This is a genomic window from Bradyrhizobium sp. Unk1 (assembly GCF_059512345.1).
This window is the reverse complement of the sequence record NZ_JCAMOP010000017.1, coordinates 39,634-54,847: the sequence shown is the minus strand read 5'-3', so window position 1 is coordinate 54,847 and position 15,214 is coordinate 39,634. Positions and strand designations below refer to the sequence as shown.

Below are 15,214 nucleotides of genomic sequence, written 5' to 3'. Positions count from 1 at the left end.
AGACGATGCTTCGCATCGCTCGGGGCGCGTCGACCTCTCCCCGCATCCGCCTTCGCCGAAGCTTCGGCGGACAAGAGCGGGGAGAGGTGAAAAGGGCAAAGCTCACTTGTCCAGCCATGCGTCCTTGAAGCCGTCATTGACCCCGATCCCCGTGGTGATCAGGTTCTTGACCTTGCAGCGGGTGATGGTCGGGAATTGCAGCTCCAGCATCCAGGCCACCGGCGCGTCCTCGACCAGGATTTTTTGCGCCTTCTCGTAGATCTCCTTGCGCTTCGAGTCCGGCGTCGCGGTCGCGCCGTCGGCGAACAGCTTGTCGATCTCCGGGTTGGAGTAGCCCTCGACGTTGTTGAAGACCTGCCCCTTGGCGATGTTGCTGGAGATATAATTGCGGCCGACGCCGAGCGCGGGATCGCCATATTGGTAGAGATAGGTGAAGGCGATGTCGTAGTCCCAGTCGCCGATCTTCTGGTTGCCGCCGGCAACGTCGGTGGCGATGGTCTCGATGTTCATGCCGACGTCCTGGAGGTTCTGCTTCACGGCTTCACCCCAGCGCTGCCAGGTCTCGCCATAGGCGAGCGGCAGCAGGCGGATCTTCTCGCCCTTGTAGCCGGCTTCCTTCAAGAGCGCCTTGGCCTTGGCCGGATCGTAAGGGTACTTCGGCACGTCGTCGGTGTAGTACTTGATGGTCGAGGCGGACGGGCCTGTCGCCACCTTGCCGAGCCCGTTCCAGATCACGTCCTTGGCGAAATCGCGGTCGATCGCGTACATGATCGCCTGCCGCACCCGCTTGTCGGCGAGTGGCCCCTGGCGGTTGTTCAGCCATAGCCAGGCCAGCGGCGAGAAGAACTCCCAGCCGGCGCCGGTGACGCAGGTGTCCTTCAGCTTGGACAGCCGCGGCACGTCGAAGTTCTCGACCGAGCCGCCGGGCAGCACGTCGACCTTGCCGGTCTCATACGCCACCGAGCGCGCGGCCGCGTCGGGAATGATCTGCCAGTAGATCTCGTCGAGATAGGGCTTGCCCTTTTCGTGGTAGTTCGGGTTCTTGACTAGGCGGATGAACGAGCCCTTCTGCCACTCCTTGAACATAAAGGGGCCGGTGCCGACCGGCGCGTTGTTGTAGGGGTTGGTCTTCCAGTCGGTGCCTTCATAGAGATGCTTCGGCACCATCGGCATCGAGCCGACCTCGAAGATGCCGAGGAAGGGGCCGAACGGCTGCTTGAGGGTGAAGACCACCGTGTAGTCGTCCGGCGTCTCGATCTTGTCGACCTGCGCCAGATTGGTGCGGGCACGCGCATGCGTCTGCTTCAGCATCTCCATCGAGAACAGCACGTCGGCGGCGGTGAAGGGCTTGCCGTCATGCCAGGTGACGCCCTTCCTGAGCTTGAACGTGTAGGTTTTTGCGTCCTCGCTGACGCTCCAGCTTTCGGCAAGCTCCGGCAGCGGCTCGAGCTTGGGGCTGTAGCGCAGCAGGCCCTCGAAGATGTTGCCCGACACCATCTGGGTCGGGCCGTTCTGGACCTGCGCAAGCATCAGGCCGGGCGGCTCGGGCTGGATCACGGCGTTGATCACGCCCCCCGTCCTCGGCTCTTGCGCCAGCGTCGAGGCCGTGAGGCCGCAAGCCAGGAGGGCACCAAGCAACACTCGTTTTGGCATGTCGTATCTTTCTCAAGCGAGACCGGCCGAAAACGCTTCGCACGTCATGGCGCGCAAAGCTCCGGCCGGCCCATCCCAGTCCCCATCCGATATCGAGGCTCACACAGTCTCATTCGGAGCCGCAAGATGAAAGTCTCGACAATGTTCGCACAAAAAATGTACAGCGCGTCCTGTTTTCACTTGATTCATGGTCTTGTCACGGAGACAAGTCGGCCATGGACAATGCCAGCCGCTCCGAACGATCCCGTAACGCCGCACTCGAAGCGGCCATCGCGATCATCGCGCGCGACGGGCCGGGCCGGCTGACGCTGGATGCGATCGCGCGCGAGAGTGGACTCAGCAAGGGCGGAGTGATGCATCAGTTCCGCACCAAGGAAGCGGTGCTGAAGGCGTTGCTCGACCGGCAGATGGCGCATTTCGAGGAGTTCGCCACCAGCACGATGGCAAAGGTGAGCGCGACCTCGGCGAATCCCAACCTGGCGACCCAGCTCGCGACCGTGCGCGAAGCGGCCACCTCGCCGAATTCTGCCGCGCTGGCGCTGGTTGCGGCCATGGTCGAGAATCCCAGCCTGATGGCGCTGCCGCGCGAGCGCGAGATGGAGAGGATGGCGGCGATCAGGGAAGAGGCCACTGATCCTGATCTCGCGATGCTGCGCTGGGCCGGCGCGATGGGACTGCTGCTGAGCTCGTTGTTCGGCATGTCGCCGCTCAGCAAGGACGAGCACCAGCGCCTGTTCGCGCGTCTGCTCGACGACGCGCAGTGGACCGGCCTCGAACGGCCGGGCGCCAAGCGCACCGCCAAATCCGGCGCGCCTTCGGCGGCGAAGGCCGCAACGCCGCGCAAGCGCGCCTGATTCATCGTTAACGATTTCTCGCCGATCACTGCCCAAAGCCGCGCCTGCGGCCAAATGTGCCAAGCCCGCGCTTTCGAACTTTACAAACCGCCCAGTCGGTTTTATAAATCGAAACACTGAGACAGCCCAAGGCTTCCGAGATGGCCCCGGACGAAGCCTTGGGTTGGCACTGGTGAGCGCCGCAGCCGCGTCTGGTCCCGTACGCGGCTGCGGTCGCCACTGCGTGGGCAGCAAGCCGCTGGAGGAGTCTGGAATGAATCGCTCGATCGCCCTGCGCGGTCTGGGAACGCTGCTGCTTGGCGCAGCCGTCGCCGGCTGCGCCACCGTCGCGCCCGTGCCGTATTCCGGGATGGCGTCCTCAGCCTACATGGCGCCGGATAAGTCGGACGCCTCCGGCCGCGTACCCTACCGCTATTCCACGCAGGTCGACTGGCGCGCTTACAATAGAGCCATCCTCGAACCGGTCGTGGTCTATCGCGGCAGGGATCACCAGTTCGGCGACATGTCCGACAAGGACAAGGCGACGCTTGCCGCCTACATGCAGACCCGTTTCGCCGAGGGTCTGCGCGGCCGCTTCGCGCTGGTGCGCGAGCGTGGGCCGGAGACGCTGCGGATCAGGCTGACACTCACCGGCGCCGTCGCCAACACGCCAGTCCTCGGCACGCTCTCCCGCTTCGACGTCGCCGGCGCCGTCTACAACGGTGTGCAGGCCGCGCGCGACGGCGAAGGCACCATGACCGGCTCGGTCATCTACGGCGTCGAGATCTTCGACGCCGTCACCGCGCGCCTGCTCTCCGCCTACGTCACCAAGCAATTCCCGGCCGCCTACGACATCAAGGCCACCGCCGGCGCGCTCGCCGCCGCCACCGCCGGCCTCGACAAGGGCGCCGACGCGCTGATGGCGCAACTGAACTGACGCCGCGACCCATCCAACGAGAGGTGCCGCTGATGAATATTGTCCTTCGCTTCGTGCTGCGCGTTGCGATCACGATCCTGATGATGGCCTTCGGCGGCCGCGTCGGCGCCGCGGCGCCGCCCGACCCCAGCGGCACCTGGCTCGTCGAGGACGGCCGCGCGCGCATCAGGCTCGAGCGCTGCGGGCCGTCGCGTGAGCGCATCTGCGGCTTCATCGTCTGGATGAAGGAGCCGGCCGACAAGCGCGGCCAGCCTTATCGCGACAAGGAGAATCCCGATCCCGACAAGCGCGCCCGCGCGCTGCTCGGCCATCAGCTCATCATGGGTTTGCAGGCGACGCCGGAGGGACGGTTTGCCGGCGAGATCTATAATGCCGAGGACGGCAAATCCTATTCGGTCTCGCTGTGGCGCGACTCCGCCGACCGCCTCAAGCTCAGGGGTTGCCTGATCAAGTTCCTGTGCCAGACCCAGACCTGGCAGCAGACCCTCGACGTGTTGTCCGGCCAGCTCGTCGGCCTGACCGGCGATCTCAACGGCCCCCGCGCCGACAAGGAATGGGCCGCCGTGCCCGCACCGAAGCCGATACAGGCCAAAGCAAAGTAGCGGATTGCTCTTTCGTCCGCCCGCTCGGCTGGGGCTTTTTCGGTGGCCGCCACCGCCAGCTCCGTCATTGCGAGCGTAGCGAAGCAATCCAGGCTGCCACCGCGGAAAGATTCTGGATTGCTTCGCTGCGCTCGCAATCACGACGTAGGAGCAGCTTACGATTGTCTACTGCAGCCCCGCGCGCCGGAACCCTTCCAGATAGTGCTCGCGATCGGCGTCACTGGCCCATGGCAGCTGCGTCGCGATCCAGTGCAGCGAGATGTTGGGCTGGGTGCGGCGGAGTTCGCCCAGCGCCATCCCGGCCAGCGCGCTGTCGCCGGTCATGCCGGCGGACACCGCGAGCACGCGGTAGGCGCCGGTGAGGTCGCCGCGATGGCGGATCGCCTCGCGCGCCAGCGCGATCGCTTCGTCGTAATGCCGTTCGGTGAAGCGCGCATAGCCGGCAATGCCGTAATAGATCGCCAGCGACGGATCGCGCGGCGAAAGCCGGATCGCCCTCTGCGCCGCATCGAACGATTCCCTGGAACGACCGGCGTAGGACAGCGCCAGGGCGTAATAGCCCTGCGCCAGCGAGAAGTTCGGGTTGAGGGCGAGCGCCTGCTCGAACTCGGACAGCGCGTCGGAAAGCCTGCGCGTCGAGAAGAAGACGCTGCCGAGCGCGGCATGCGCCCAGGCATCCTCGTGGTCATGGCGCACCGCGGCGAGCGCGGCGGCCTCCGCGATCGGCACCGTCGTGGCGAGCTCCGCCCAGCCGAGATGGACGCCGAACATGTGGCTCGCCGCCAGCACCGACAGCGCCTGGCCGTAGTTCGAGTCGATCGAGATGGCGCGTTCGAGCAATGCCTGCGCAGCCTTGTGGTCCTGCTGCGTCACCCGCCAGTAATGCGACAGCGCGCGCATCAGCAGGTCCCAGGCATCCAGGCTCGCGGGCGGCTTGCGGTCGGCGCGAAAATTCTCGGCCGCATGGATCTGCGGCTCGATCGCCGCGACGATCGCGTTGGTGATGTCGTCCTGCACGGCGAAGACGTCGACAAGCTCGCGGTCGTAGCGCTCGGCCCAGAGATGGCTGCCGGTGGTGGCGTCGTTGAGCTGCGCGGTGATGCGGACACGGTTGTCGACCTTGCGCACGCTGCCTTCGACGATATAGCGGACGCCGAGCTCCTCGGCGATCTGCCTGATATGAACCGAGCGCCCCTTGTAGGTGAAGGACGAATTGCGGGCGATCACCATGAACCAGCGCTGCTTCGACAGCGCGGTGAGAATGTCCTCGCTGATCCCGTCGCCGAAATATTCCTGCGCGGGATCGCCGCTCATGTTCTCGAAGGCGAGCACCGCAATCGCCGGGCGATCCGTCACGGCGCGCACCGGGGCAGGGCCGGGTTCCACCGGCGCAAGCGTCGCTGCCACATCTTCCCGGACTTCGCCGACGAAGCGAAAGCCCTTGCGCGGGATCGTCTTGATCAGCCGCTGCGTCGCACCGTCGTCGCCAAGCGCCTTGCGCGCGGCATTGATTCGGCTGTTCAGGGCGGAATCCGAGACGATGCGGTCGCTCCAGATCTGGCTGATCAGGTCATCCTTGCTGACCACACGGGCGCGTTGCGCGACCAGATAAAGCAGCAGATCGAACACCTGCGGCTGCAGCGGCACGGCCGCGCCGCTGCACGTCAGTTCCCGCAGGTCGCCGTCGAGCACGTTGTTTTCAAAGAGAAATCGCACGTTTCTATCGTCTCAAGCAAAAATCAAAGTCGTCTCAGGCGAAAATCAACCATCCGCGAAAGTCAGGGGGCGTCCGATCCGGCATGGTGCGAACACTAAACAGTGCCGATGCCTCGGCACAACGGAGCGTTCTATGACCCAACTTGATCACCAGCTTCATTCCATCGGCCCGGAGGTTGCGGGCTCACGCATTTTCAAGTTCATCGGCTTTCTGTACGGAATTGCGGCATATCTCGTGTTTTTCGTCACCATTCTCTACGCCATCGGCTTCGTCATGGGGCTGGTGGTGCCGAAGACCATCGACACCGGAACCGACACGCCGACGGCCGAAGCCGTCATCATCAATCTACTCCTGATGACGCTATTCGCCCTTCAGCACAGCGTGATGGCGCGCAAGCAGTTCAAGGCGTGGTGGACGCAGTTCGTCCCCAAGCCGGTCGAGCGCTCGACCTACGTGCTGTTCGCGAGCCTGTCATTGCTGCTCCTGTTCTGGCAGTGGCGTCCGCTGCCTGCGGTCGTATGGGATGTCGGAAACCCGGATCTCGCCGTGACGCTGGTCACGCTGTCCCTCGCGGGCTGGGTGCTGGTGTTCGCCTCGACCTTCATCATCAATCACTTCGAATTGTTCGGCTTGCACCAGGTGGCCAACCATCTCGTGGGCAATGAGGCGGCGCCGCCGCGCTTCAAGACGCCGTTGTTCTACAAGTTCGTTCGTCATCCGATCTATCTCGGCTTCATCATCGCGTTCTGGGCGGCGCCGGTCATGACCGCGGGCCATCTGCTGTTCGCGGCCGTGACCACGCTCTACATCTTCGTCGGCATCGCGCTGGAGGAGCACGACCTCGTCGATCTCTTCGGCGACGAATACCGGCAGTACAAACAACGGGTGTCGATGCTTATTCCCTGGCGCAGATCGGTATAGCCGTAGCATCTTTCCGCCGCGTCCGCCGAAAGGAGGACGCGCGGTGGAACCGAAGCGCGTAACTGACCTTGCCGGCCTCCAGCCTTCAGCGTCCCTCGGGGTGATACCCTCCACTCCGACGCCTCTCCCCGCATCCGCCTTTGCCGGTTTATCGGCGAGCCGGAGCGGGGAGAGGAATTTCAACCTTCATCAACGGAGACGACCCAATGAAACATGTCGGAAACTGCTTCTGTGGCGCGGTCACGATCGAGGTCACGGGCGAGCCGGCGGCGATGGGCTATTGCCATTGCCGCTCCTGCCGCTCGTGGTCGGGCGGACCGGTGAACGCCTTCAGCCTGTGGAAGCCGGAAGCCGTGCGCATCACCGAAGGCGCCCAGAATGTCGAGATCTTCGCCAAGACGCCGCTCAGCCAGCGTAAATATTGCAAGAAGTGCGGCGGTCATCTCATGACCAACCACCCGCCGCTCGACCTGATCGACGTCTTCACCGCCACCATCCCCACGCTCGCCTTCACCCCCGGCGTCCACGTCAACTATGCCGAGACGGTGCTGCCGATGCGCGACGGCCTGCCCAAGCTGAAGGACTTTCCCGCCGAGTTCGGCGGAAGCGGCGAGATGATGCAGGAGTAGGGGCGTTCTTACCCTCCCCTGGAGGGGGAGGGTCGATCGCGCAAAGCGCGAGCGGGGTGGGGTGATCTGTCCACACGGGCAGTCTTCGTTGTGGAGAGACCGTCACCCCACCCCGTCTCTCATCTTCGCTGCGCTCAGATGCGAGCCGACCCTCCCCCTCCAGGGGAGGGTGAGCAGAGCAGCCTACCTCATCCCCGCGCGCCGAAACCCCTGCAGATAGTGTTCGCGATCCTCTGCCCGCCGCATCGGCAGCTCGCGCGTGAGCCAGGCCAGCGAGATGCCGGGCTGGGTGCGTTGCAGGCCCCGCAGCGCCGACGCCGCAAGTTGAGGATCACCCAACATGCCGGCGGCGGCCGTCAGCACGCGATGGGCGCCGACGAAATCGGCGCGCTGCCGCATCGATTCCCGCGCCATCTGCACGGCGCCCTCATAGTTGCGGCCGATGAACTGGGCATAGGCGGCAACGCCGCAATAGATCGCCGCGAGCGGATCGCGCGGGCTCAGCCGCAGCGCGCGGCGTGCGGCGGCATCTCCGTCTTGCCATCTCCCGGCGTAGCATAGCGTCACGCCGTAGAAGGCGTGCGCCATCGCAAAATTCGGATTGAGTTGCAGCACCAGCTCGAACTCCGCCAGCGCGTCGTCGAAGCGGCGGCGGAACAAATAAGTGTAAGCCAGGCCGTGATGGGCCCAGGCGTCCTCGCGATCGGCTTCCACCGCCGCGAGCGCCGCGCGTTCGGCGACCGGCACGGTCATGGCCATGTCGGCCCAGCCCATATGGGCGCCAAAGATATGGCTGGTCGCGAGCAGGCCCAGCGCCTTGCCATAAGCAGGATCGATCGCGGTCGCCTGTTCCAGCAGTCCTTGCGCGGCGGCGTTGTCCTCGCGCGTGATGCGCCAGTAATGCGACAGCGCACGCATCACGAGGTCCCAGGCGTCGAGGCTGCCCGGCGGCTTCTGCTGGGCGCGAAAGCTTTCAGCGGTATAGAGCTGCGGCTCGATCGCGGCGACGATCGCCTCGGTGATCTCGTCCTGCACGGCGAAGATGTCGGCAAGCTCGCGGTCGTAACGCTCGGCCCAGAGATGGCTGCCGGTCGAGACGTCGTTGAGCTGCGCCGAGATGCGCAGCCGATCGCCGCTACGCCGCACGCTTCCTTCGAGCACATAGCGTACGCCGAGCTCGCGCGCGACTTCGTGCATGTGCACGGCGCGGCCCTTGTAGACGAAGGAAGAGTTGCGGGCGACGACGAAGAACCAGCGCAGCTTCGACAGCGCCGTGATGATGTCCTCGCTGATGCCGTCTGAGAAATAGTCCTGCTCGCGGTCGCCGCTCATATTGGTGAAGGGCAGCACGGCGATCGCGGGACGGTCGGGCAGTGCGAGCGCCGCCTGCGGCGCCCGGGCGACACGGCCCGGCTCCGGCGCGGCCGCGCCGCGCTGCGTCTGGACGGCGCCGACGAAACGAAATCCCTTGCGCGCGATGGTGCGGATCAGCGCCTGGTTGGCGCCGCTGTCGCCGATCGCTTTGCGCGCCGCGTTGATCCGGCTGGTCAGGGTGGATTCGGAGACGCTGCGCCCGTGCCAGATCTTGTCGATCAGCTCATCCTTACTGACCACCCGGTCACGGTTCTCCATGAGGTGGACGACGAGGTCGAAGACCTGCGGCTCCACGGCCACGGGAACCTGCTCGCGGCTCAACTCGCGCAGATCGGTGTCGAGAAGGTGGTCCCGGAACATAAACTGCACGTCGAAAACTCAACCCTCGCAATGACATCAGGCAATGATGAAATCAGAATGGATTTCGACTCGAAGTCTGTGAGTCCACTGAGAGGCCTGCGGGGTTCACCACGATCGCGTGATGGCTGCTATGCCGTTTTCGGGGAGGAATGCAACTTGAAATCGAATGTGGCGGGTTCGGGTTGATTGCTGGAGCTTCCTCGACATTGCGCGCGCAGCGAAGCACCGGAATCTCTCCGCGGAAGCAGTCTGGATTGCTTCGTCGCATCCGCGCAAAATTACTTCGCAATTCCGTCGCGAGCTCCTCGCAATGACGGCATTGGTTGTGGGGCCGCGCCCGAATGTCCATTGCCGAACATTTGCACCCGCGTAAGCTGCTCCCCACACAAACGCCAACCATAAAGAAACGCCCATGCCCGCTTTTCCCGCCTCGACGACCGTGCTCGATTCAATGCTGTTCCGCGACGCCTTCGGCACGTCCGAGATGCGCGAGGTGTTTTCCGATGTCGCGCTGGTGGCGCGCTATGCCGAGGTCGAGGTGGCGCTGGCGAAGGCGGAGGCGAAGTGCGGCGTGATCCCCCAGGAAGCCGCCGCCCAGATCGCGGCGCGGACCGACGTCGCCGCATTCGATTTCGATCTGCTGCGACAGGAGACCGACATCGTCGGCTATCCGATCCTGCCGCTGGTGCATCAGATGGTGAAGCAGTGCGGCGAGGCCGGCCGCTACGTGCATTGGGGCGCGACCACGCAGGACATCATGGATACCGCGGTGGTGCTGCAATTGCGCGCCGCGCTCGGGATCGTCGAGCGCGACATCGCCGAGCTGCGAAACATCCTCGCGGACCTCTCGAAGCGCTACCGCGACACGCCGATGGCCGGGCGCACCCATCTCCAGCAGGCGCTGCCGGTGACGTTCGGCTACAAGACCGCGATCTGGCTCGCGATGTTCGACCGCCACGCCGAGCGGCTCGTGCAATTGGAGCCGCGCGTGCTGGTCGGACAGTTCGCCGGCGCCGCCGGAACGCTGGCCTCGCTCGGCGGCAAGGGGTTCGAGGTACAGGAGGCGCTTTGCGCCGAGCTCGAGCTCGGCGTTCCGGCCTCGACCTGGCACGTCGCGCGCGACGGCTTTGCCGAGGCCGTGAACTTCCTCGCGCTCGTCACAGGCTCGCTCGGCAAGATCGCGCTCGACATCATGATCATGGCCTCGACCGAGTTCGCGGAGGTCTACGAGCCCTTCGTCAAGGGCCGCGGCGCCTCCTCGACCATGCCGCAGAAGCGCAACCCGATCTCCTCGGAGCTGATGCTCGCGGCGTCCAAGGCGGTGCGCCAGCATGCCGGTCTGATGCTGGACGCGATGGTGCAGGATCTCGAGCGCGCCACCGGGCCCTGGCATGCCGAATGGATGGCGATCCCGGAAAGCTTCGTGCTAACCGCCGGCGCGCTGCACCAAGCGAAGTTCGCGCTCGCAGGCCTCATCGTCGATGAAAGGAAGATGAACGACAATCTCGCCATCAGCCGCGGCCTGATCGTGGCCGAAGCGGTCATGATGGGGCTGGCGCCGCAGATCGGGCGGCAGGAGGCGCATGACGTGGTCTATGATGCCTGCCGGCTCGCCAATGAGAAGGGCATGACCTTGGCGGACGCGCTCTCGTCCGACGCCCGCGTATCGAGCAGAATCGACCGTGCCACGATCGAAGCGCTGACTTCACCGAAAAATTACCTCGGCCTTGCGCCCGCCATGGTCGACCGGGTGCTGAAATCGGCAACGCGTTGAAAACCAAAATGAGTGAAACTGCGTATCTTCTCCGTGTCGCAAGGCGCTCGCGCACTTGCGCCCTGCGATGCTAGACTTAGATTGAACGAGAGACCTTCGGCAGAGGACCCCGCATGACTGATCACCGCGATACGCCCACTCCCATCGATCCCGTGAAACTCGACCGGCTGGCCGAGGTGGCGGTGAAGGTGGGCCTGGGCTTGCGGCCGGGACAGGATCTGCTCTTGACGGCGCCCGCGATCGCGCTGCCGCTGGTGCGGCGGATCGCCGTGCACGCCTACAAGGCCGGCGCCGGTATCGTGACGCCGATCCTGTCGGACGAGGAGATGACGCTGGCACGCTACCGTCACGGCCAGGACAACAGCTTCGATCGTGCCGCCAACTGGCTCTATGAGGGCATGGCCAAGGCGTTTTCCGACAACACCGCGCGGCTTGCCATCGTCGGCGACAATCCGATGCTGCTGTCCGGCGAAGACCCTTCCAAGGTGGCGCGCGCCAGCAAGGCCAATTCGATGGCCTATCAGCCGGCGCTGGAAAAAATCGTCAATTTCGACACCAACTGGAACATCATCGCCTATCCGAGCCCGTCATGGGCGAAGCAGGTCTTCCCTGATGATCCCGAGGACGTTGCGATCGGCAAGCTGGCAGACGCGATCTTCGCGGCCTCCCGCGTCGACCGCGAGGATGCGATGGGCAATTGGGCGAGCCACAACGCGGTGCTGCGCGAGCGCACCAACTGGCTCAACGGCCAGCGTTTTCGCGCGCTGCAATATTCAGGTCCGGGCATCGACCTCTCCATCGGGCTTGCCGACGGGCACGAATGGGAGGGCGGCGCCTCGCTGTCCAAGAACGGCATCAGTTGCAACGCCAATATCCCGACCGAAGAGGTTTTCACCACGCCGCATTGCCGACGCGTCTTTGGCCATGTCGTGAGCTCGAAGCCGCTGTCCTACCAGGGCACGCTGATCGACAACATCGCGGTACGCTTCGAGGACGGCAAGATCGTCGACGCAAAGGCCTCGCGCGGCGCGGAGGTGCTGAACAAGGTGCTCGACACCGACGAAGGCGCACGGCGTCTCGGCGAGGTGGCGCTGGTGCCGCATTCCTCGCCAATCTCGCAGAGCGGGCTGTTGTTCTACAACACGCTGTTCGACGAGAACGCGGCCTCGCACATCGCGCTCGGCCAGTGCTATTCGAAATGCTTCGTCAACGGCGCGCAGCTGACGCCGCAGCAGATCGCCGCGCAAGGCGGCAACCAGAGCCTGATCCATATCGACTGGATGATCGGCTCTGCCGAGACCGACATCGACGGCATTCTCAGCGATGGCAGCAAGGTGCCGGTGTTTCGCAAGGGCGAGTGGGCGAAGTAGTCCGTTCGTTCTCTCACGCCGCCGCGTTGCGCAGCATCGGGTTGTTGTCGATGCTGAAGCGGTTGAACAGCGTCGTGAACGGGCTGCCGTCGGTGGCCCGTACGATGGCGTCGGACGTGGCGACCGCCTCGTAAAGCGCACCGATGGGATCGTCCGCCTCGGGCAGGTCGAGGCCGCCGCGAATTTCCTCGCGAGCTTCGTTGACGTCGTCCTCCTGGTCGAGTGTCGCCTCCAGCGCATCCGCCGCGCGCCGCATCTCCGTGAGATCGCCGCCGGCGGAGAATTTGAGGATGTCCAGCCAGTAGGGGCGGGCAACAACGAGCTGCACCAACGCCTCGAACGTACCGGCGATAATTCCAGCGCGGCCCTCCGATGAGACGTAGAGCACATTCCGCGACGGCAGCAGCACGAAGGTGCCGCCGCAGCTGTCACTGCCGATCTGCCGGGGGTATTCGACGCCGTCGATGGTGAACCAGTGCTCCTCTTCGGTTGCGAAGGAAACATCGAGGCTGCCGAGCCAGGCGACGACTTCGCCTTGGGCTGTCAGAACCTCCGGGGTGAGGGGCATCGGTGCGGGCTCCTTCGCTGGTCACTTTCGCGCACTTTGTCGCACCCCGGAAAAGATGGGTTCATGTGCGCGAATTTGCAGGCAAATCCCGACGTTAACCTCTTCGCACCTGCAACTTGCGGCTGATTGTCGGCGCCTGCGTAAGAAAGAATTAAAAACCGGCTACTAGCGTTCCGACATCTTTGGAAACAATCCGGGCCCAGACCCGGCCATACATATTTTATTCCCTGGGGAAGCAGATGTCGCCGTCATTGATTGAAATCAGTAGTTGCAACGTGGATCTGGAGCTGCGGCCGATCGAGCCGTCCTGGATCATCGAAGGCAATCCGGTGTCGCGCTCGCACATCCTGTCGACCAGCGCCGACGGCACTGCCTCGACCATCATCTGGCACTGCACCGAAGGGCGCTTCAACTGGTACTACGACATCGACGAGACGATCATGATCATGGAAGGATCGATCGTGCTCGAAAGCGACGGCATGCCGCCGAAGCGCTACGGCCCGGGCGACGTCATTTTCTTCCGCGACGGCGCGCATGCCAAATGGCACGTCGAAGGCCACGTCAAGAAGATCGCCTTCTGCCGCAAGACCAATCCCGTGATGATCGGATTCCTGATCCGCGCCGTCAACAAGCTCAAGCGGATGTTCGTCTCCACCGGCGAGCGCCGCCCCGCCTCGCTGTTGGGGGCTGGCTAGAGTTCAAGCATTTTCAAGGACGCTTCCCAGCGGCCACGACGGAAGAGGGGCCGAGACCAACATCCCAGCCCCTCTTCTCGTCATGACGGCAGTTCGAGCCGGTAGACATCGCTCGCCGTCTGCGAGAACAGCGCCGTCTTCTCGGCCTCGCTCAGGGGCGCAGCGATACGCTTGAAGGCATTGAAGATCACCTGGTAGCTGCACTGGCCCTTGTCCGGCGGGAAATTGCTCTCGAACATCGCTCGCTCAGGGCCGAACGCCTCGATGCAGGTCTCGACATAGGGCCGCCAGGCCGCGGCAAGCTCTTCGGATGACGGGGGCTTCGGGCGCAGATGGAAGTCATAGCCGAGCAGGCACATCGCGAGCCCGCCGAGTTTCACCGAGACGTTCTCGCACGTCGCGATCTCCTGGATCGAGGCGCGCCATTGCGGAAACACCTCTTCGCGCCGCCCTGCAAAGCGACCGACGCCGGCCGGGCCGCCGCAATGGTCGAGCACGATCCTGGTGTCGGGAAAGGCGCGCGCGAGCTCGGTCAGCTCGCCGATCTGCGGGTGAAACAGCCAGGCATCGAAGCTCAGGTTCAACGGCGCAAGGCAGGCAAAGCCCTTGCGGAAGGCTGAATCCTGCAACAATCCCTTCGGCCGGTTGGCATACATGCCTGCGACGACAGGGTCCTCGTCCCAGGCCGAGGAATGCCTGATGCCGCGGAAGCGGCCGTTGCCTGCTGCGATCTCGGCTTCCAGCACCGCCTTGGCCGCATCGCCCAGCAGCAGGTTCACGTGGCTGACGATGCCGGCGCAGATCGCGGCCGTGCCGTAGCCGCCGCTTGCGCTCATGGCGGCGACGCCGTTGGCGAACTCGACTTCGCCGACCGGCCGGAATGCCTCGGGCCCGTGCGCGCGATACATCGAACGGCAGTCGACATAGACGGTGGCGATGATGTTGTGGCCGGAGGCGATATCGGCCGCCATCTCCTCGATCAGATAGCGCTGCCCGCGATTCCAGAGATGGTGATGAGGATCGACGATCGGCCGTAACGGATCGATGATCTCCTCCTGATATTGCGCGAGCCAGTCCTCGCGCGGCTCGACGAATAGCCCGCTCGTGTTGGCGGGCGCACCGCTTGCAGCCATCGGCGTTCGCTCCCTTGGTTTTTTGTGGGGGGAGCCTAGCATCTCGTCTTCGCATCCAGCTGCGCGTGCTGCGCAACCGCACCCGTCATCGCGAGCACGGCGGCGCCGTCGTTAGCCCTTGCGCCGCTTCGCCCTCACATCGACCACAAGCCGCCAATCGGCGGCATCGGCCGGCCTCACTTCGCCGAGCCAATGGAAGAAATCATCGGTAATCTCCGTGAAACTCCAGCGTGTCAGGTCGCCCGCATCGGTCGTACCTTCCTGCACGATGTCAGCTCCGCGCGGACGGCCGATCTGCTGGCGGAAAACGCTACGACCGGGATCGAACCAGGAAATCCGCCACGCGGATATGGAGGGATCGTAGACCCGCAGCGTGGTGCCATACCAATTGCCGGCGATCGGAAACGCCGGCGCACCCGCGGGACGGGGAATGATCCAGACATCCTGAATGGCGCGTCCTTCCAGCACCCAGCCGAAATGGATTTCGCCGGGCGCGGTGTGCCTGGTTCCATCGGGCCCATGAGCGGTGATCCCGGCATCCCAGTCGCCGACGAAGCGGCCGTAGAGCTGGAGCGCCGCCGCGTGTTCGGGGTTCGGTCCGTCCGCGTGCAAAAGTCTGGCAAAGTCGGTCATGTCGATCTCCTGTCG

At 64.5% G+C, this 15,214-nt stretch carries 14 protein-coding genes; 8 read left to right on the top strand and 6 right to left on the bottom strand.

Going from position 1 to position 15,214, the window contains the following annotated elements:
* Window positions 1-102: 102 nt before the first annotated feature.
* Window positions 103-1,653, bottom strand: coding sequence for an ABC transporter substrate-binding protein (locus tag AC5ZFO_RS22525; RefSeq protein WP_282520453.1), 1,551 nt, complete (start codon window positions 1,651-1,653; stop codon window positions 103-105).
* 215 nt (window positions 1,654-1,868) lie between these two features.
* Between AC5ZFO_RS22525 and AC5ZFO_RS22520 the strand changes: the two genes are divergently transcribed.
* The 3 genes from AC5ZFO_RS22520 to AC5ZFO_RS22510 all read left to right on the top strand — a co-directional run bounded on the left by AC5ZFO_RS22520 (window position 1,869) and on the right by AC5ZFO_RS22510 (window position 4,025).
* Window positions 1,869-2,507 carry a TetR/AcrR family transcriptional regulator gene (locus tag AC5ZFO_RS22520; protein ID WP_282520454.1) on the top strand — a complete coding sequence of 213 codons (639 nt, stop codon included), beginning with the start codon at window positions 1,869-1,871 and terminating at the stop codon, window positions 2,505-2,507.
* A 253-nt stretch (window positions 2,508-2,760) separates the two neighbouring features.
* Window positions 2,761-3,423 (top strand): DUF3313 domain-containing protein, encoded by a 663-nt coding sequence (locus tag AC5ZFO_RS22515; protein ID WP_496122557.1) that lies wholly within the window; start codon window positions 2,761-2,763, stop codon window positions 3,421-3,423.
* Between the two features lie 32 nt (window positions 3,424-3,455).
* Window positions 3,456-4,025 (top strand): DUF2147 domain-containing protein, encoded by a 570-nt coding sequence (locus AC5ZFO_RS22510; protein WP_282520456.1) that lies wholly within the window; start codon window positions 3,456-3,458, stop codon window positions 4,023-4,025.
* Window positions 4,026-4,190: 165 nt separating this feature from the next.
* On the opposite strand, the gene AC5ZFO_RS22505 is transcribed toward AC5ZFO_RS22510, so the two are convergent.
* Window positions 4,191-5,741, bottom strand: a complete 1,551-nt coding sequence (locus AC5ZFO_RS22505) for a winged helix-turn-helix domain-containing tetratricopeptide repeat protein (protein ID WP_282520457.1) — start codon at window positions 5,739-5,741, stop codon at window positions 4,191-4,193.
* A gap of 133 nt (window positions 5,742-5,874) precedes the next feature.
* On the opposite strand from AC5ZFO_RS22505, the gene mddA reads away from it, so the two are divergent.
* Both mddA and AC5ZFO_RS22495 read left to right on the top strand, forming a co-directional pair.
* Window positions 5,875-6,663, top strand: coding sequence for a methanethiol S-methyltransferase (mddA, locus tag AC5ZFO_RS22500; protein WP_282520458.1), 789 nt, complete (start codon window positions 5,875-5,877; stop codon window positions 6,661-6,663).
* A gap of 206 nt (window positions 6,664-6,869) precedes the next feature.
* A complete protein-coding gene (locus AC5ZFO_RS22495; RefSeq protein WP_282520459.1) occupies window positions 6,870-7,292 on the top strand; it encodes a GFA family protein in 423 nt (140 codons plus the stop codon).
* Between the two features lie 183 nt (window positions 7,293-7,475).
* Here AC5ZFO_RS22495 and AC5ZFO_RS22490 read toward each other — a convergent pair whose 3' ends face one another.
* The gene (locus AC5ZFO_RS22490; protein WP_282520460.1) at window positions 7,476-9,035 is read right to left on the bottom strand and encodes a winged helix-turn-helix domain-containing protein; all 1,560 of its coding nucleotides are present in this window, start codon (window positions 9,033-9,035) and stop codon (window positions 7,476-7,478) included.
* 403 nt (window positions 9,036-9,438) lie between these two features.
* On the opposite strand from AC5ZFO_RS22490, the gene pcaB reads away from it, so the two are divergent.
* Both pcaB and AC5ZFO_RS22480 read left to right on the top strand, forming a co-directional pair.
* Window positions 9,439-10,800, top strand: coding sequence for a 3-carboxy-cis,cis-muconate cycloisomerase (gene pcaB / locus AC5ZFO_RS22485; RefSeq protein ID WP_282520461.1), 1,362 nt, complete (start codon window positions 9,439-9,441; stop codon window positions 10,798-10,800).
* A gap of 113 nt (window positions 10,801-10,913) precedes the next feature.
* Window positions 10,914-12,170 (top strand): aminopeptidase, encoded by a 1,257-nt coding sequence (locus AC5ZFO_RS22480; protein WP_282520462.1) that lies wholly within the window; start codon window positions 10,914-10,916, stop codon window positions 12,168-12,170.
* Between the two features lie 13 nt (window positions 12,171-12,183).
* On the opposite strand, the gene AC5ZFO_RS22475 is transcribed toward AC5ZFO_RS22480, so the two are convergent.
* Window positions 12,184-12,738: a hypothetical protein gene (locus AC5ZFO_RS22475; protein WP_282520463.1), complete on the bottom strand. Its 555-nt coding sequence runs from the start codon at window positions 12,736-12,738 to the stop codon at window positions 12,184-12,186.
* A 239-nt stretch (window positions 12,739-12,977) separates the two neighbouring features.
* On the opposite strand from AC5ZFO_RS22475, the gene AC5ZFO_RS22470 reads away from it, so the two are divergent.
* On the top strand, window positions 12,978-13,433 hold the full coding sequence (locus tag AC5ZFO_RS22470; RefSeq protein ID WP_282520464.1) for a cupin domain-containing protein: 456 nt from the start codon (window positions 12,978-12,980) through the stop codon (window positions 13,431-13,433).
* A gap of 80 nt (window positions 13,434-13,513) precedes the next feature.
* Here AC5ZFO_RS22470 and AC5ZFO_RS22465 read toward each other — a convergent pair whose 3' ends face one another.
* Both AC5ZFO_RS22465 and AC5ZFO_RS22460 read right to left on the bottom strand, forming a co-directional pair.
* On the bottom strand, window positions 13,514-14,566 hold the full coding sequence (locus tag AC5ZFO_RS22465) for an amidohydrolase family protein (protein WP_282520465.1): 1,053 nt from the start codon (window positions 14,564-14,566) through the stop codon (window positions 13,514-13,516).
* Between the two features lie 111 nt (window positions 14,567-14,677).
* Window positions 14,678-15,199: a hypothetical protein gene (locus tag AC5ZFO_RS22460; RefSeq protein WP_282520466.1), complete on the bottom strand. Its 522-nt coding sequence runs from the start codon at window positions 15,197-15,199 to the stop codon at window positions 14,678-14,680.
* Window positions 15,200-15,214 lie beyond the last annotated feature (15 nt).